The organism is Sporosarcina aquimarina (assembly GCF_019748715.1).
Lineage (GTDB): Bacteria > Bacillota > Bacilli > Bacillales_A > Planococcaceae > Sporosarcina > Sporosarcina newyorkensis.
Map to the genome: position 1 here is coordinate 124,264 of NZ_JACLBZ010000002.1, position 16,097 is coordinate 140,360.

Below are 16,097 nucleotides of genomic sequence, written 5' to 3' on the forward strand. Positions count from 1 at the left end.
ATAGTGTGATGCAGGAGGGATGATCTATGAGAATATTTTTGTTGGCACTCGCTGTATTTTGCATTGTTCATTTTGTGCGTGTGGATTTAACAGATGGGACAATCCCTCTTGCAGCCTTTTTCGATGAAGAATCGTCCTGTATAGAGGAAACCGTTAATCATTCAATTGTCATTCGGGCCGTTGAAGGTGATACAATAGAATCGTTATTTGCATTATATCCAGATCCCACGCTTAATTTTCTAGAGAGGCTGGAGAAATTTTATTCCTTGAATCCTCATCTGGAACGACAGCAGTTCCTGGCCGGCGAAGAAATCAAACTGCCGCTTGGCGAACAGCCGGATACGGAATGCGAGGAAAGCAACGAACGTTAATTTACCATTCCATCTATGATGGTATTTATCTATTTGAAGGAGAGAAAAGCAATGACCGAAATGATTCATCGTGCGAACACCCGTCCCGTTAAAGTCGGTAATTTAACGATCGGGGGAAGCAATGAACTATTTATTCAAAGCATGACGACTACGAAAACTCACGATGTGGAGGCAACTGTCGCTGAAATCAATCGTTTGGAAGAAGCAGGATGTCAAATTGTACGTGTAGCATGCCCAGATGAGCGTGCAGCGTATTCGATTGGCGAAATAAAAAAACGCATCAATATTCCACTCGTCGTAGATATTCATTTTGACTATAAACTAGCCTTGATCGCAATCGAACAAGGTGCAGATAAAATCCGTATCAATCCTGGAAATATTGGACGCCAATCCAAAGTAGAAGCGGTCGTCAATGCCGCCAAAGCGAAAGGCATTCCAATCCGAATCGGCGTTAACGCTGGCTCACTTGAGAAGAAGATCCTTGAAAAGTATGGTTATCCAACAGCTGAAGGCATGGTAGAAAGTGCCTTGCATCATATTAAGATCCTAGAAGACTTGGATTTCCATGATATTATCGTGTCGCTGAAAGCATCTGACGTCAACTTGGCGATCGAAGCGTATAAGCTGGCTGCAGCTGCATTTGATTATCCGTTGCATTTAGGTATCACGGAATCCGGTACGCTATTTGCAGGCTCCATCAAGAGTGCAGCTGGACTCGGTACGCTGCTATCAGCAGGTATCGGCAACACGATGCGCGTATCATTAAGCGCGGACCCTGTTCAGGAAATTAAAGTGGCGAGAGAACTTCTGAAAGTATTCGGTCTTTCTTCGAATGCTGCAACACTTATTTCTTGCCCGACATGCGGTCGGATCGAAATTGATTTAATTTCAATTGCCAATGAAGTGGAAGAATATATCTCCACTATTAAGGCTCCTCTTAAAGTCGCAGTACTGGGATGCGCGGTAAACGGTCCCGGAGAAGCTAGAGAAGCAGATATCGGGATTGCAGGAGCTCGTGGCGAAGGGTTGCTCTTCATGCACGGTAAAACGGTTCGGAAGGTTCCGGAAGAAACAATGGTCGACGAGCTGAAGAAAGAAATCGATATTTTAGCAGAAGAATATTTTGAAAAAAAACGACAAGAGGAAGCACTTGCCCAAGGTGGCGCAGCCGAATGAAGCAACTTCGTTTCGGCATCGATATTGATGGAACTGTAACATGCCCTACTTCTCTATTGCCCCATATCAATAAGCGCTTTGGCTCAAACCTGACGCTTGACGATGTTAAAGAATACGATCTGACAAAAGCATTTGACGTAGATCCTGTGCAGTTCGGAAATTGGTATAAGGAAGCAGAGGAACTGATATACCAAACGTCTCCTGCACAGCAGTACGCGAAAGAAATATTAACGAATTGGCAAAAAAATTATGAGCTGTTCTATATTTCTGCCCGCGGGCAAAATGTGTTGGAATGTACGACCGCTTGGTTCCGTGAGCATCAAATTCCTTTTGATCACGTAGAATTGATCGGAACACATCATAAAATCGAAACAGCGAAAAAATTTTCTGTTGATGCTTTTTTTGAAGACAAGCATGACAATGCGGTAGGAATCCACGAAGAGCTGGACATACCGGTATTCTTGTTTGATACCCCTTATAACCGGAATCCGATCCCTAAAGGCGTAATCCGAGTCAAGGATTGGCAGGAGGCAAATCAGCAAGTTCAACGATTGTTTGCTTAACTCCTCGACACAAAAAGGCAGTCCCAAAAGTCGATTTTCCCGACTTTTGGGACTGCCTGTTTTTATTCAATACACCTCGGACATCTCCCATAAATTTCAAACTTATGGCCCTCTATTTCATAATCCGATAAATTTACTGTCACCTGATCCATCGGACAACTAGGAATGGATTTCGTATTTCCGCAGGTTGTGCAAATAAAATGATGATGGTGACTATCTGAAGCACACTGCATGCGGAAAAGACGTTCCCCATTCAGTTCTGTCTCATCCAATATTCCCAATCTAGAGAAGACCGCCAGATTACGATAAATCGTATCGAAGCTTATACCTGGATTGTCCTGTTCAACTGCATTTCGAACCTCCATTGCTGTAACATAACGATCAACTTGATCAAAAAAACGTAACAGGATGTCACGGTTTTTCGTACGTTTATAATCATGCTTCAAAAGAATTTTCCACGCTTCGTCCATTGTCATCCTGAACCGCCTCCTTTCTCACTCTTTACGCGCGAACCTTTTTCCAAAATAGTACGATCAGTAAGATGAAAACTGAAGTCACTACTATTGTTCCGCCCGGTGCGATATCTAAATAATAAGCAGAAATAAGTCCGATAATCACGGCAATTTCACCGAAGATTACTGAATAAACAAGCGCTCCCTTATAACTTTTTGCAAGTTGGATGGCTGCAGCAACGGGAAGTGTCATCAGCGAAGACACGAGCAAGATCCCGACGATCCGCATCGAGGCTCCGATGACAAGCGCTGTAATAACCATGAATGCCGCTTGAATGATCCGCTCATTAATGCCTGATACTCTAGCATACTCAGGATCAAACGCCAATGAAAACAACTCTTTGTAAAGAAAATATAAGAACGCTATAACGATGATTGCAATCAATAGCACAATATATAAATCCTGACGACTAACAGCTGAGACTGAGCCAAACAAATAGCCAACTAAATCCGTACCGAAGCCTTTTGCCAACGAAATAAAAATCGCTCCAAAACCGATACCGGCAGACAGGATAATCGGAATCGCCAATTCTTCAAAGCTGCGGTATACTCTGCGCAATCGTTCAATCAACAATGAACCAACGACAGCCGCTCCCATCCCTAAATATACAGGATTCAATGCTGCAAAGAACAATACTTGCTGACTTAAATACAAACTACCTGCTATCCCCGCCAAAGCAACATGGCTTAACGCATCTGATATCATCGCCATGCGCCGAACGACGATAAACAATCCAAGCATAGGCGCGATCAATCCGATGATCAGCCCGGACAGGACTGCGTTTTGTAAAAATTCATAAGTGAAAATCGCTTCAATCATCTGGCACGCTCCGTTTCTTTTTGATGAAGCCGGCGAACTGGATGTCCATACCAGCCGGACAACTCCGACTCACTCATCTTCTCGTAATCTGCATGCACGCCATGGAAATGAATGGTGCGATTTAAACAAGCTATATGCGTCGCAAGCTGTGTCACCAGATCAATTTCATGTGTTACCAATAAAATCGCAATACCATAATCACGATTTAATTCACTAAGCATAGAATAAAAGGATTCGACGTTTTGACGGTCAATTCCGACTGTCGGCTCATCCATGATAAGAAGATCCGGCTTGCTCACCAATGCTCTCGCGATAAACACACGCTGTTGTTGGCCGCCCGACAGATCACCAATACTTTTTCCATGATAGTCCGCCATTTTGACGACCTGTAACGCATCTAATGCCCGTTGTTCGTCTTCTTTAGTAAATCGTTTGAAGAGACCTTTTTTACTCGTCAAGCCGCTTCTCACGACTTCCAAGACCGTAGCAGGGAACCTTGTCGTAAAGGCATTGGACTTTTGCGAAACATAACCGATTCTCTGTTGTTGCTTGAACGAATCGATCGGTCCTCCAAATAATTGAATTGTACCTTCCGTCGGTTTCAGCAAGCCTAAAATGATTCTGAGCAACGTGGATTTACCGGAACCATTCGGGCCAATTAACGCCCAAAACTCCCCCTGTTTCACTTCTAGACTGACATCAGAAAGTGCAACGGAGTGGTGATACTTATGTGTAATATGATCTAATTTGATAATGGAATTTGTCATATACATATCCCTTCCTGTAATTCGTAATCATTACGATTACTTAATAAATTATAGCGGAATATGTTAAAGGATACAACCAATTGAAAGGATTTGAGGAGAATGGATTTACTACAGTTGATTCAGGAGATCAAACAGTTGTCCGATAATGAGGCGCAACAGTATGCGGCAAGTCATGGTGTGCAGTTGTCAGTGAAGCAAATTCAGCAGTTGCGCCCTTTATTGGATGAGGTGTCGTTGTCTTGGCTGTTCACTGGTATTCCATCTGTTTTTCTAGAGAAAGTATCTTCTGTCATCGGATACGAACAAACGATGCTTTATTTAGATCAATACAAGTTGCAATAGAAAAAGCGCTGCAAACTAGCAGCGCTAATTAGGTATGTTAGTTATTCAACTCTTGCAGTAACTCAGGTGTGAATTTTTTATTTTTCAGCATTTCGATTTCAACTGCATAAGGTGCTTTTTTGTTTGCTTTGTCCGTCCCGATGAAAGGTGTTTCCAAAATTTTTGGAATGTCTTTGAATGTTGGGTGGTGGACGATGTATGCAAGAGGGTCGAAACCGATGTGGCCGAAGCCAATGTTTTCGTGACGGTCTTTTCCGGCGCCGCAGACATTTTTGCTGTCGTTGACATGAATAACGGAGATTCGGTCTAGGCCGACGATTTTATCGAATTCGTCGAGTACGCCTGCGAAGTCATTGACAATGTCGTAGCCTGCATCGTGGACGTGGCACGTGTCGAAGCAGACCGACAGACGTTCATTGTGTGTCACACTGTCGATAATTTTCGCAATTTCATCAAAGCTTCTGCCGCATTCTGTACCTTTTCCAGCCATCGTTTCCAAGGCAATCCGGACATTGGCGTCTTTAGAGAGCACTTCATTCAGACCTTCTATGATTTTTGTTATACCCATGTCCGTTCCAGCGCCGACGTGTGCTCCTGGATGCAGTACGATTTGATTAGCTCCGAGTGCTTCTGTCCGCTCTATCTCCTGCTGCAGAAAATCCACGCCTAGACGAAACGTTTCAGGCTTCGTCGTATTCGCAATATTAATGATGTACGGTGCATGGACGACGATTTTGGATTGGCCATTAGCTTCCATATGCGCCGTTCCTTTTTCTATATTCAATTCTTCGATTGGTTTACGTCTCGTATTTTGAGGTGCTCCAGTATAGATCATGAAGGTGTTCGCTCCATATCCTAATGCTTCTTCACTTGAGCCGAGAAGCATTTTCTTGCCGCTCATCGATACGTGGGAGCCCAAAAGGATGTCATTTGCTGTCATTATTTCTTTTTCATTCTCCTTTGTCTCTTTTTGAATTTTTCTTGTTCTTCAGCTAATTTTTTCTTATAGCCTGGCTTGACTTTATCCGGCTTACGGATTATAGATGCAGCCTTCTTATCAATTTCGTCGACTTCTCTTATACGTTTCTTCCGGGCTTGTCGTTCTTTCACTTCGATCCACTCACCATTTTTCACGTCTTCATGGACAAATGGAATGCCTAGTTTTTCAATACGGTTGATTTGATCTTCGTCTGATGGAGCATATAGCGTGATGGCCATACCGCCGAGACCCGCACGTGCCGTCCGCCCTACACGGTGGATGAAGAACTCTAGGTCCTCCGGTAATTCGAAGTTGATTACATGGCTTACGCCCGGAATATCGATCCCTCTCGCAGCAAGATCTGTTGCCACAATATATTGATACTCAAGGTCACGCACTTGTTTCATCATTCTTGTCCGTTCACGCGGCGTCAAATCCCCATGAATCCGGCCCGGCTTATAACCGTGCTCTGCTAAATAATCTGCAAGTTCATCTGCATTTTGTTTGGTATTCGTAAAGATGATCGCCAAATACGGTTGAATGGCATCCATAACGTGAAGCAACTTTTTCTTTTTGTCCATACTTCTGACTGGTACTAATGAATAATGCATATTCTCTGTCAGTGGTTTTTTATCATCCATTTGCACATGAACAGGAGAATTCATATATTTAGCTAAAAACGGTTTCAATTTCTCCGGAATGGTCGCTGAAAATACATACATGCTAAGCTTATCAGGCATTCTTGAGGCAAATTGATCGATATCCTCAATGAACCCCATATCAAAAGCGAGATCCGCTTCATCGATTACAAGCTGAGTAGCTGTATGAATCGGCAGCGCTCCTACTTCCGCCATATCTCGAATACGGCCTGGCGTGCCCACGATAATATGAGGAGTACTTCTCAAGCGCTCTGCTGATCTTTTCTTATCCGTCCCACCAATCAAGATGGCACTTTTAATATCTGTCTCTTCGATTAGTTTCTTTAATTCTGTATGGAGCTGCGTCGCCAATTCACGGGTCGGTGCCGTGATGACTACTTGCAATTCATCTTGTGCTGTATCGATCTTTTCGACGAGCGGGATCAGGAAACTATGTGATTTCCCTGTACCTGTATGTGCTTGTCCTATAGCACTTGTGTTCTTCATTATAAGCGGGATCATTTCTTTTTGAATGGGTGTCGGTTCTTCAAAACCCAATTTTTGAATCGCTTCCCTCAAAAATGGTTTGAATTGATAATCTGTATATTTCGACATATCGTTCCTCCTCTAGCGTATTTCTTATTGTACCATGATTCGGTGCCATCAGTAGTTTTTTTCGCATAGGATACTATGAGAAGTACTCAAAACGTTTAGAAAGGAGTTCGTGATGAGATATCAATCATTTTATCCGTTCAGTAATCAACAGTCAGCCATGAGGCCCAGTACTCCTCCCCCGCAATTTACTGGCGGCGGGATGCGGCAGCCATTTTCTTCCGGCATGCCGCCGACTTCAGGGTTCCCGCAAGCAGGCGCAAGCGGACAGCAAGCCGGCGCTGGTGGGGCTGGCGGGCCTTCACGAGCAGATCAATACATGCAGACTGCCAATCGATTTTTGAATACCGCTCAGCAATTCGCGCCGCTTGTACAACAGTTTGCACCTATGCTCCAAAATTTACCCGCCATGTGGAGATTATATAAAGGATTCCAGTCTATGCCAAATGCACCTGCAGCAACACCTACTGCACAACCAGGTAGTTCACCCGCGCCTAGTGCCCGAGCAAGCGCTGCACCTGTCAGCCAGCCTTCCGCACCGCGTATTTTCCAGCCTCCCTTCTGAACTCTTTGAATCACCCGCCAATCTCCGCTATAATGAAAGAGAAGTTAGTAGAGGAGTGGAGTGGAATAAATGAAAGTACTCAAGATTTCACCAAGAGGTTATTGTTATGGTGTGGTTGATGCGATGGTCATTGCGAGAAACGCAGCTCTCGATACATCCCTGCCGAGACCCATTTATATATTAGGCATGATCGTCCATAATAAACACGTTACAGATGCATTTGAAGAAGATGGGATCATCACCTTGGATGGGGAAAACCGCTTAGATATTTTGCGTAAAGTCGACAAAGGTACCGTTATTTATACAGCACACGGCGTTTCTCCTGAAGTGCGTAAACTGGCAAAAGAAAAAGGTCTCGTCGCGATTGACGCTACGTGTCCGGATGTCTCCGTCACTCATCATTTGATTGAGGAAAAAGTGGCAGAAGGCTATGACATACTTTACATCGGAAAAAAACACCATCCCGAGCCTGAAGGGGCAATCGGTGTGGCGCCAGAGTCGGTTCATTTAATCGAAAAGCTGGAAGATATCGAAAACTTGGAAGTCGAGAATGATCGTCTGTTGGTGACGAATCAGACGACGATGAGTCAATGGGATGTCGCACATTTAATGGAAGAACTGCAGCGCAAGTTTCCTCATATTGAAGTGCATCAGGAAATTTGTTTGGCGACTCAAGTGAGACAGGAAGCAGTCGCGGAACAGGCTGGAGAAGCGGATTTATTAATCGTTGTAGGAGATCCGAAGAGTAATAACTCGAACCGCCTGACGCAAGTATCTGTGGAGATTGCCAATACGCCATCTTACCGTATCTCCGATGTTTCAGAAATCGATCCCGCATGGTTGATGGATATCGAGACAGTTGCGGTAACGGCAGGTGCTTCGACGCCTACTGTAATCGTTAGAGAAGTTATTGCCTACTTGAACAAGTTTGATGCAGCAGATCCTTCGACACATCAACCAGAACGGCAATTTAAGTTGGAGAAAATCTTACCGAAAATCAAAAACCCGAGTCCCGTCATTCGGATTGAACCTTAAACGCAACGTACGAATAAACCGGCGAGAGAATAAATCTCTCGCCGGTTTTTTAGAATAAAAATTGAAAAGGCTCCGTATTCACTTTTGATTCGATGAATTCTATATCGTATTTCATTTCGTTGCAGAGTTTGGATAGGTTTCGGGCGACTCCCTCAATCATAATCTTCTCTATATTATGTCCAGGGTCGACTACAGCCAGTCCTAAGCTTTGTGCATCTTGTGCGACATGGTAATATAAATCGCCGGTCACCAGCACGTCCGCGCCCTTACGCTTAGCTGCTGTGATGTATTTGTTGCCGTCGCCGCCTAACACCGCTACTTTGCGAATAGATGTTTCCGGGTCCCCGACAAAGCGTAAAGCTGGCACCTTAAAAGCGTTTTTGACATGCTCTGCAAATTGTTTTAGTGTCATCTCTTCGGACATGCGACCGACTCTTCCGATGCCATGCACATTTATTTTTTGTTGCATTTTGAACAAATCAAATGCCGGCTCTTCATATGGATGCGCTGCAAACAAGGCTTTAATGACTTTCGGCTGAAGACTTTCCGGAAAAACGACTTCGATTCGTTCTTCATCCACTGAAGTAGGCTCTCCCACTTCTCCAATTGTTGGATTCGCTCCGTCAACCGGCGTGAAACGTCCGATTCCATGCGAGCTGAAACTGCATCCGACATAGTCTCCAATAGCCCCGGCACCTGCTGCCGCTAACTCTTTACGGAGCTGATCTGCATCTGTCTGCGGACAAAATACAGCCAGTTTTACTAAGTGCTCAGAACTCGTTTCCTCGATTGGTTCTGTATCCGTAATGCCGAGACGGTCTGCCAGCATATCATTGACACCGCCTTTTGCGATATCTAAATTGGTGTGTGCCGCATAAACGGCTATATCATGCTTGATGCACTTTTCAATCATCTTTCCTTGCGGTGTATCTGTCCATATCGTTTTCAATGGCCGGAAAATGGGCGGATGATGCGCGATGATGAGATTAGCTTCTTGTTCAATCGCTTCGTCAATTACTTGTTCGTTAACGTCAAGCGTCACAAGCACTTTATTCACATGTCGATTTAGTTGACCAATATGCAGACCAATCGGGTCTCTTTCAAATGCGAGCTTCTTAGGTGACCACTTTTCAAAAACCTCAATAATCTGATATCCATTTACTTTTTTCATTCAGCTAACACCTTCCTGACTAAATCGTAATTGGTTTGGATTGATTGCTTTTTCAGTCGAATTTCGTTTGTTTGTTCTGCTTTATCCAAAGCTTCTAATACACGTACCCATTCCCGTGTTTCCCTCTCCCATTTCGCACGGAAAACGGGTGAAGATTTTTGTCGCAAGATGGGTCCCAGCAGAAGGTCTGTTGGCGAATACTCTGCTGATCCCCTTTCCAATACCAGAATTTCATAAATTTTACCGTCTTCTTCTAAAATCTCTTCATCCACAAGTTGAAATCCGTTTTCTATCGCCCATTGTCGAATGGCAATCGCATGCAAATTCGGTTGAGCAATAATTCGTTTTACATGACGCAGACGTTCTTTCCCTGCCTCTAAAATCGATGTGATCAACGTTCCGCCCATTCCCGCGATGGTTACGGTTTCTACTTCATCTGCATCTTCAATGGCCAGTAAACCATTCGCTAGACGCACTTCAATACGATCGGCAAAACCATTCGCTTGTACATTGCGTTTTGCTGATTCGAATGGACCTTTCACGACTTCCCCTGCAATCGCTCGTTGAATAACGCCTTTATTCATCAAATAGCATGGCAAATAGGCGTGATCGCTGCCGATATCAGCGAGCACAGTGTTTTTTGGAACGAACCTTGCGACCATTGCAAGGCGTTTGGATAATTGGTTGGTGTTCATAAGTCCCCGCCTTTCATTCCATTCTATTGTATATTTGACAAACCGTACATGCAATGCAAAAGAGCCATCAAACCAAGGAAGAGTGGTTCCCTTCCTGGTTTAATGGCTCTATTAGTAAGTAGATACTCAGTCTAACGATAAAATGTATTCAACCATTTCATCTATGTTCTCGTCCGGAACAAGTCCAGCTGGCATAGCAGTTCCTGGAACGCCATCTTTGATTGCGTCATGCATTTCTTCCGCAGGGAATGCTTGTCCGTTTAGAGCAGGTCCCATTCCGCCTGATAAGTTATCTCCGTGACAACTTACGCACTTTTGTTGTGCGACAGCTTCTGCGTCAAATTCGCCGGTATTTGCATTTTCTTCAGTAGTGGCTTCTTCTTCATCTGGTCCAGCAATTTCTTTCTTTTGATCTAAACCATAAAGTGACATGAAGAAAATCAGTCCAATTCCTAGCGCAAAAATCAAAAGATAAGGTACAACAGGATTTTTATTCATTGGATTACCCTCCTTCATCAGAATCTATTCTGTAAAAGATACAGTACACAATTAACATTGTACTGTATCTATGAGAAAACTGAAAGTGTTATTGAACGACTTTTCACCTTTTGTGACAGATTGGACATAATTCAACATTCAGCAACCAATTTGTCGGGCAATCACCATACGCTGTACTTCTGAAGTACCTTCCCCTATCTCGAGCAGCTTCGTATCCCGCAAATATCGTTCGACTTCATATTCACGCATATAACCATAACCGCCGTGTATCTGAATTGCTTCGTTGGCAATTTCCATGGCGATTTCAGATGCATATAATTTACACATCGATGCTTCTTTCGTGAATTTCCTGCCTTGGTCTTTCAACCAAGCTGCCTTATAAACCATATTCCGCGCCAATTCGATTTTCATAGCCATATCTGCAAGTTTAAATTGGGTGATCTGAAATGAAGATAGGGTCTTTCCGAATTGCTTACGTTCTTTTGAATAACGCAACGCTCGGTCATATGCTGCCTGAGCAATCCCAACCGCCATTGCGCCGATTCCGATACGTCCGCCGTCCAATGTCACTAAAAATTGTTGAAACCCTTTCCCTCTTGCACCAAGCAAGTTCTCTTCCGGTACGACAACCTGATCAAGTAACAACTCTGTCGTATTAGACGCATGAAGACCCATTTTTTCATAGTTATCCATGACCGTAAAGCCTTCTGAATTTGTCGGCACCATAATTGCACTTATTTCTTTTTGACCGTCCGTGCGACCTGTGACGGCTGTTATAGCTAAGTGCTTTGCATAGCTTGCATTTGTAATATAAACCTTGGAACCATTGATCGTGAACTTTCCGCCTTCTAATCGTGCTGTCGTTTCTGTCCCCCCTGCATCTGACCCGGCATTCGGCTCCGTCAGTCCGAATGCTCCAAATGATTCCCCTGTGCAAATAGGTGTCAGATACGCTTGTTTTTGCTGTTCTGTACCGAACAGATGCAACGGGGCACCTCCAAGCGAGATGTGAGCTGAATACGTTATCCCTGTTGATGCACACGCACGGCTCAATTCTTCTGTCACAATGGCGAAACTGATCGTATCTGCTCCAGCCCCGCCGTATTTCTCAGGGAACGGTAAGCCCATCATGCCCATTTGAGACAACTTCTTAAAAATTTCAATAGGGAATGTACCTGATCTGTCTCGTTCAACCGCGCCAGGAGCGACTTCTTCATTCGCAAAATCCTTCATTAACTTCTTAACCATCTGCTGTTCTTGAGTTAAATCAAAGTTCATTTTGATCATCCTCTCTATGAAAGCCCTTACATAACATTATATAGAGATTGGATGAAATATAACAATGAATATATTATCCTTCATCCTATTTATCTTTATTCAACAGACAACTCCCATCTCTATAGGTCGTGAGATGAATGCGGTTTATTAATCTGTTCAGCGGATGTTTAAACGCCCGCTGAACAATAGAAGTACACAGGCTAAGATCGCCCCACAACCTGCGGCACGTACGCCTAAGCACAGTTCAAAATCTGGAAGCAATTACACCGCGGTGTAATTGATTTAAATCAAAATGATAAAATTAAAAAGCCGACGATCGTCAACAAGCCTAAAGAACCGGAAATCGTAAAGTATAGTAAGTTCATTAGTCTGCCTGTAAATAGCCACAGACTGCAATTCAAAACAAGTAATCCAATTAATAATGTAGTCTCACCATTAAAAAATGCTGTCCAGATTTTCAAGGACATCATCAGCAACAGAAAGGCCATCGATATGTATAGGAAAGGAGCAAAGCCTCTCTTGATGAACGATTTTCCTGAGGCAATCACGAGAAAAAGCAGCGAAAGGACCGTGGCTGCAAGTAACGTGGCTATCGGATATTCTTTCAGTAAAAACATGGCGACAGATACCAAGCCTGCCAGCAACAAACTGATGAGCAGAATCATCAATTGCTTTGTTCGCAACTGTTTTTTCTCTTTGTGCAGAGCGGAAGATTCCTTTATGACCATCTCGTCAGGATCTTCTCCTTGCGCGTACAGTGTAATCAAAAAATCACAGTAGTGTTCAGGAAGAAGTTTATTCTGTTTCCAATAGCGGATTTCTGAAATGATTATTTGCTTCTTTTCTTTTGTCATCCTTTCTCCCCCATTAATACCAATCAATAAAATTGTTCTTTTTATGGATCCAGAAGAAAAAGCATCGGCTAATTTGAAGCCGATGCATCTATTACTCTAAAAAGTCTTTTAAGCGTTTGCTGCGTGATGGATGACGCAATTTTCTAAGTGCCTTGGCTTCAATCTGGCGAATCCGCTCACGTGTGACGCCGAAGACTTTACCTACTTCTTCCAGCGTACGTGTACGGCCATCATCCAGACCGAAACGCAGACGCAAGACATTTTCTTCCCGGTCTGTCAATGTGTCCAAGACATCTTCGAGCTGCTCTTTTAATAATTCATACGCCGCATGATCTGAAGGAGATTGTGCTTCTGAATCTTCGATGAAGTCACCTAAATGAGAATCATCTTCTTCTCCAATCGGTGTTTCCAAAGAGACAGGTTCTTGTGCGATTTTCAGGATCTCACGTACTTTTTCAGGAGTTAAGTCCATTTCCTCTCCGATTTCTTCTGGAGAAGGCTCTCGTCCTAAGTCTTGCAGGAGTTGACGTTGTACGCGAATCAATTTATTGATCGTTTCTACCATATGCACAGGAATACGAATTGTACGGGCTTGGTCTGCAATCGCACGTGTAATTGCTTGGCGGATCCACCACGTAGCATACGTACTGAATTTAAAGCCTTTTGTATGGTCGAACTTCTCGACAGCTTTAATCAGACCCATATTCCCTTCCTGAATCAAGTCAAGGAATAACATACCACGGCCGACATAGCGTTTAGCGATACTGACAACCAATCGCAAATTCGCCTCCGCCAATTTCTTTTTGGCATTTTCTCCACGAATAATAGCTGCATCTATTTTAGGTGTCATTTCGTTTGTTTCTGCCAACTCTGCTTCCGCTTCAATACCTTCTTGAATCCGAATCGCCAAATCAACTTCTTCTTTACCTGTCAATAAGTCGACACGCCCGATTTCTTTCAAATACATACGAACGGGGTCGTTGATCCGGACTCCTGGCGGCACACTCAAATCATTTAAGTCGAATTGTTCTTCCGCATCACTCTTGGCATCTGCTTCTTCTTTTCTATCCATTTCGATACCTTGTGCTTCTATCTGATCGAGAAACTCTTCAAATTGTTCAGGTTCCATTTCAAAAGATGCCAGTTTTTCTGTTACATCCTCTAGTGTTAGTTCGCCTGTTTTTTTACCAGCCTCTATAATAGCTGCCTTTGCTTCTTCAATAGTCAATTCTACTTCTCCCGTTTGTTCTTCTTTTGTCATAGCGACTATACCTCCTTACAGAACCTTTAACGATCTCACAAGTTGGATTACCTCTGTGGCCAACTCCATTGCTTTTAGTAGGTCGTTCTTTTTTTCTGCTTCTTTTGATTCATGTTGTTTTTGTTCAATCAAACGTTTTAGTTGATTGCGTTTTAAGTGACGGATACAATCTTCTACTTCTTGCCCTGTATGCTCTTGTGAACGTTCTGTCAAAATAGCTTCCATGACGATTTTCTTCAATTGCCGGTCTTCCAACATTTCAGCAAATCGTTGATAGTTGGGCAAGTCATATTGTTCATAAAACGCGGCCAACTTGAAAAATATTTTGATGACGTCGTCTCTGACAAATAAATCTTGAAGTTCTGCACGCTTTTCTTCAAACAAGTCGGCGTCCATCAATAGGTGAGCAAGGAGCAGCTGTTCCGCGCGATCTGTCTCCGTTCTGTTCGCTGTAGCACTGGTTAAGCTTACCGATCGGCTTTCTTCCACTGGATCTGCATCACGTGTCTGTTTCGCCTTTCGTGCTATAGACTTTGTAAACTCCTGTCCGAGTGACTCTTTGGAAGCATTTGTTTCACTATGGAGTTGTTGAATCAATAAATCCTTTTCAATAGGAGAACAACGGTGAGCAAGTTCATTGAAAACTTCATGAACATACTGCTTAATATCATGATCAATCGATAAGTTTTTGTCTCTTCTATAATAGGCAGCGACAAAAGAAATATACGAAAGTGGCTGATCTAAGATTTTCTCTGTAAATGCGTCGACTCCCTGTTGGGCGATGAAATCATCGGGATCCATTCTATCTGGCAGAGTGGCCACGAGCACATCCATTCCACTATCAATCAAACTGTCGGCAAATCGTTTGGCGGCCCCCCAGCCAGCAGAATCTCCGTCACAGCAAATGACCACTTTCTTTGCCATTCGCTTCAGTTTCACGATATGATGTGATGATAAAGCAGTACCCATGACTGCGACCGTATTCCCGATTCCACCACGGTCTGCAGCAATCGTATCCATAAAACCTTCGAATAGTATTACTTTACCCGATTTCCGAACATTAAGACGTGCCCGATGAAAATTAAACAAAACCTTGCTCTTTTCGAATATCGGAGTCTCTGGACTATTGATATATTTAGCGTCTGAAGACGAATCCTCCAATCTTCTTCCAGAGAAGGCAATGGTCATGCCATTATCATCCTGAATTGGAAACATGATTCTTCCCCTGAAGCGGTCGAAATATCCCGATCCATCCTCTTTTTGAAAACAAAGTCCTGCGGTTTCCATTTCTTTCAGATCAAAGCCCTGCCTAGTTAATAATGAAGACAAAGCATCTGATTGAACAGGAGACCATCCTATTTCATACTGTTCGATTTGATCACGCGTAAACCCTCTATTTTCTAGATATTCTAATGCTTTTTCGCCTTCTATGGTGTTTAAGAGCAGATGGCTATAAAAATTGGCGGCAAGCGTATACGCTTTAAGCATTTGTTGGTTAGAAGAGGTTTTCGTCGTTTGCGCATCGTTTGTTGAAGCTTCTAGCTCCATTCCAATACGACTTCCGAGTTTCAGAATGGAATCGATGAACGAACGGTTTTCCATATCCATCATAAAGGTGATGGCATTCCCGCTTGCTCCGCATCCGAAGCAGTGAAATAGTTGCTTGTCTTCGGAAACAGAGAAGGATGGGCTGTTTTCTTCATGGAACGGACACAGTCCAAACCAATTCTTTCCCCTTTTCGACAATTGGACATATTCACTGATCAAATCGACAATGTCTGTTCCTGAGCGGATTTCCTCAATCGTGTCGTCAGATATTCTTGTCATTCTATCACCATTTCCACTCTATATACATAAATTCGAGGACTTTCTCAAAAACCCTTTTTTATCGACATCATTCGCCTCGAAAACTTTTAACTTCGCATGAATTGAGTATTCAAGTAGGAAACATGTACTTCCC

General features: G+C 43.4%; 18 protein-coding genes. 6 read left to right on the forward strand and 12 right to left on the reverse strand.

The features are described 5' to 3' along the window. The first annotated feature begins 26 nt into the window (after positions 1-26). Genes H7J92_RS00780 through H7J92_RS00790 form a run of 3 tightly spaced genes read left to right on the forward strand, consistent with a single transcriptional unit; the run spans position 27 to position 2,110 of the window. Positions 27-371, forward strand: coding sequence for a hypothetical protein (locus H7J92_RS00780; protein ID WP_078816540.1), 345 nt, complete (start codon positions 27-29; stop codon positions 369-371). 51 nt (positions 372-422) lie between these two features. Continuing rightward, entirely contained in the window at positions 423-1,547 is a 1,125-nt protein-coding gene (ispG, locus tag H7J92_RS00785; RefSeq protein ID WP_040758122.1) for a flavodoxin-dependent (E)-4-hydroxy-3-methylbut-2-enyl-diphosphate synthase, read from the forward strand. Next, positions 1,544-2,110, forward strand: a complete 567-nt coding sequence (locus H7J92_RS00790) for a 5' nucleotidase, NT5C type (RefSeq protein WP_221835025.1) — start codon at positions 1,544-1,546, stop codon at positions 2,108-2,110. The genes ispG and H7J92_RS00790 overlap by 4 nt, the downstream gene beginning before the upstream one ends. Positions 2,111-2,172: 62 nt before the next feature. Here H7J92_RS00790 and H7J92_RS00795 read toward each other — a convergent pair whose 3' ends face one another. Genes H7J92_RS00795 through H7J92_RS00805 form a run of 3 tightly spaced genes read right to left on the reverse strand, consistent with a single transcriptional unit; the run spans position 2,173 to position 4,209 of the window. Next, entirely contained in the window at positions 2,173-2,586 is a 414-nt protein-coding gene (locus tag H7J92_RS00795) for a Fur family transcriptional regulator (protein ID WP_009496848.1), read from the reverse strand. A 25-nt stretch (positions 2,587-2,611) separates the two neighbouring features. Beyond that, entirely contained in the window at positions 2,612-3,442 is an 831-nt protein-coding gene (locus tag H7J92_RS00800) for a metal ABC transporter permease (protein WP_009496850.1), read from the reverse strand. Further along, positions 3,439-4,209, reverse strand: coding sequence for a metal ABC transporter ATP-binding protein (locus H7J92_RS00805; protein ID WP_040758124.1), 771 nt, complete (start codon positions 4,207-4,209; stop codon positions 3,439-3,441). The genes H7J92_RS00800 and H7J92_RS00805 overlap by 4 nt, the downstream gene beginning before the upstream one ends. Before the next feature lie 99 nt (positions 4,210-4,308). Between H7J92_RS00805 and H7J92_RS00810 the strand changes: the two genes are divergently transcribed. Next, positions 4,309-4,551, forward strand: a complete 243-nt coding sequence (locus H7J92_RS00810; protein ID WP_009496854.1) for a hypothetical protein — start codon at positions 4,309-4,311, stop codon at positions 4,549-4,551. A 37-nt stretch (positions 4,552-4,588) separates the two neighbouring features. Here the strand turns inward: H7J92_RS00810 and H7J92_RS00815 are convergent, their stop codons facing one another. Together H7J92_RS00815 and H7J92_RS00820 are read right to left on the reverse strand one after the other, a co-directional pair. Further along, the gene (locus H7J92_RS00815; RefSeq protein WP_009496856.1) at positions 4,589-5,491 is read right to left on the reverse strand and encodes a deoxyribonuclease IV; all 903 of its coding nucleotides are present in this window, start codon (positions 5,489-5,491) and stop codon (positions 4,589-4,591) included. Then, entirely contained in the window at positions 5,491-6,783 is a 1,293-nt protein-coding gene (locus H7J92_RS00820) for a DEAD/DEAH box helicase (RefSeq protein WP_009496858.1), read from the reverse strand. The genes H7J92_RS00815 and H7J92_RS00820 overlap by 1 nt, the downstream gene beginning before the upstream one ends. A 112-nt stretch (positions 6,784-6,895) precedes the next feature. Between H7J92_RS00820 and H7J92_RS00825 the strand changes: the two genes are divergently transcribed. After that, a complete protein-coding gene (locus H7J92_RS00825) occupies positions 6,896-7,345 on the forward strand; it encodes a YqfQ family protein (protein ID WP_221835026.1) in 450 nt (149 codons plus the stop codon). A 69-nt stretch (positions 7,346-7,414) separates the two neighbouring features. Next, the gene (locus H7J92_RS00830; protein ID WP_009496862.1) at positions 7,415-8,380 is read left to right on the forward strand and encodes a 4-hydroxy-3-methylbut-2-enyl diphosphate reductase; all 966 of its coding nucleotides are present in this window, start codon (positions 7,415-7,417) and stop codon (positions 8,378-8,380) included. 49 nt (positions 8,381-8,429) lie between these two features. On the opposite strand, the gene H7J92_RS00835 is transcribed toward H7J92_RS00830, so the two are convergent. The 7 genes from H7J92_RS00835 to dnaG form a co-directional block, all read right to left on the reverse strand. Further along, positions 8,430-9,551, reverse strand: a complete 1,122-nt coding sequence (locus H7J92_RS00835) for a Nif3-like dinuclear metal center hexameric protein (protein WP_221835027.1) — start codon at positions 9,549-9,551, stop codon at positions 8,430-8,432. Continuing rightward, a complete protein-coding gene (locus H7J92_RS00840) occupies positions 9,548-10,246 on the reverse strand; it encodes a tRNA (adenine(22)-N(1))-methyltransferase (protein WP_009496866.1) in 699 nt (232 codons plus the stop codon). Before H7J92_RS00840 ends, H7J92_RS00835 begins: the two co-directional genes overlap by 4 nt. Positions 10,247-10,372: 126 nt before the next feature. Continuing rightward, positions 10,373-10,744, reverse strand: a complete 372-nt coding sequence (gene cccA / locus H7J92_RS00845) for a cytochrome c550 (RefSeq protein ID WP_040758125.1) — start codon at positions 10,742-10,744, stop codon at positions 10,373-10,375. 138 nt (positions 10,745-10,882) lie between these two features. After that, on the reverse strand, positions 10,883-12,022 hold the full coding sequence (locus H7J92_RS00850) for an acyl-CoA dehydrogenase family protein (protein ID WP_221835028.1): 1,140 nt from the start codon (positions 12,020-12,022) through the stop codon (positions 10,883-10,885). 287 nt (positions 12,023-12,309) lie between these two features. Further along, positions 12,310-12,876: a hypothetical protein gene (locus H7J92_RS00855; protein ID WP_009496870.1), complete on the reverse strand. Its 567-nt coding sequence runs from the start codon at positions 12,874-12,876 to the stop codon at positions 12,310-12,312. A 91-nt stretch (positions 12,877-12,967) separates the two neighbouring features. Continuing rightward, entirely contained in the window at positions 12,968-14,137 is a 1,170-nt protein-coding gene (gene rpoD / locus H7J92_RS00860) for an RNA polymerase sigma factor RpoD (protein WP_078816534.1), read from the reverse strand. Positions 14,138-14,152: 15 nt separating this feature from the next. Continuing rightward, a complete protein-coding gene (gene dnaG, locus H7J92_RS00865; RefSeq protein WP_009496873.1) occupies positions 14,153-15,964 on the reverse strand; it encodes a DNA primase in 1,812 nt (603 codons plus the stop codon). Between the last annotated feature and the right edge of the window lie 133 nt (positions 15,965-16,097).

What these genes read in the sequence shown, in the direction of transcription:
- H7J92_RS00780 (WP_078816540.1), top strand. Translation starts at nt 27, where the DNA reads ATGAGAATATTTTTGTTGGCACTCGCTGTATTTTGCATTGTTCATTTT.
- ispG (WP_040758122.1), top strand. Translation starts at nt 423, where the DNA reads ATGACCGAAATGATTCATCGTGCGAACACCCGTCCCGTTAAAGTCGGT.
- H7J92_RS00790 (WP_221835025.1), top strand. Translation starts at nt 1,544, where the DNA reads ATGAAGCAACTTCGTTTCGGCATCGATATTGATGGAACTGTAACATGC.
- H7J92_RS00795 (WP_009496848.1), bottom strand. Translation starts at nt 2,586, where the DNA reads ATGACAATGGACGAAGCGTGGAAAATTCTTTTGAAGCATGATTATAAA.
- H7J92_RS00800 (WP_009496850.1), bottom strand. Translation starts at nt 3,442, where the DNA reads ATGATTGAAGCGATTTTCACTTATGAATTTTTACAAAACGCAGTCCTG.
- H7J92_RS00805 (WP_040758124.1), bottom strand. Translation starts at nt 4,209, where the DNA reads ATGACAAATTCCATTATCAAATTAGATCATATTACACATAAGTATCAC.
- H7J92_RS00810 (WP_009496854.1), top strand. Translation starts at nt 4,309, where the DNA reads ATGGATTTACTACAGTTGATTCAGGAGATCAAACAGTTGTCCGATAAT.
- H7J92_RS00815 (WP_009496856.1), bottom strand. Translation starts at nt 5,491, where the DNA reads ATGACAGCAAATGACATCCTTTTGGGCTCCCACGTATCGATGAGCGGC.
- H7J92_RS00820 (WP_009496858.1), bottom strand. Translation starts at nt 6,783, where the DNA reads ATGTCGAAATATACAGATTATCAATTCAAACCATTTTTGAGGGAAGCG.
- H7J92_RS00825 (WP_221835026.1), top strand. Translation starts at nt 6,896, where the DNA reads ATGAGATATCAATCATTTTATCCGTTCAGTAATCAACAGTCAGCCATG.
- H7J92_RS00830 (WP_009496862.1), top strand. Translation starts at nt 7,415, where the DNA reads ATGAAAGTACTCAAGATTTCACCAAGAGGTTATTGTTATGGTGTGGTT.
- H7J92_RS00835 (WP_221835027.1), bottom strand. Translation starts at nt 9,551, where the DNA reads ATGAAAAAAGTAAATGGATATCAGATTATTGAGGTTTTTGAAAAGTGG.
- H7J92_RS00840 (WP_009496866.1), bottom strand. Translation starts at nt 10,246, where the DNA reads ATGAACACCAACCAATTATCCAAACGCCTTGCAATGGTCGCAAGGTTC.
- cccA (WP_040758125.1), bottom strand. Translation starts at nt 10,744, where the DNA reads ATGAATAAAAATCCTGTTGTACCTTATCTTTTGATTTTTGCGCTAGGA.
- H7J92_RS00850 (WP_221835028.1), bottom strand. Translation starts at nt 12,022, where the DNA reads ATGAACTTTGATTTAACTCAAGAACAGCAGATGGTTAAGAAGTTAATG.
- H7J92_RS00855 (WP_009496870.1), bottom strand. Translation starts at nt 12,876, where the DNA reads ATGACAAAAGAAAAGAAGCAAATAATCATTTCAGAAATCCGCTATTGG.
- rpoD (WP_078816534.1), bottom strand. Translation starts at nt 14,137, where the DNA reads ATGACAAAAGAAGAACAAACGGGAGAAGTAGAATTGACTATTGAAGAA.
- dnaG (WP_009496873.1), bottom strand. Translation starts at nt 15,964, where the DNA reads ATGACAAGAATATCTGACGACACGATTGAGGAAATCCGCTCAGGAACA.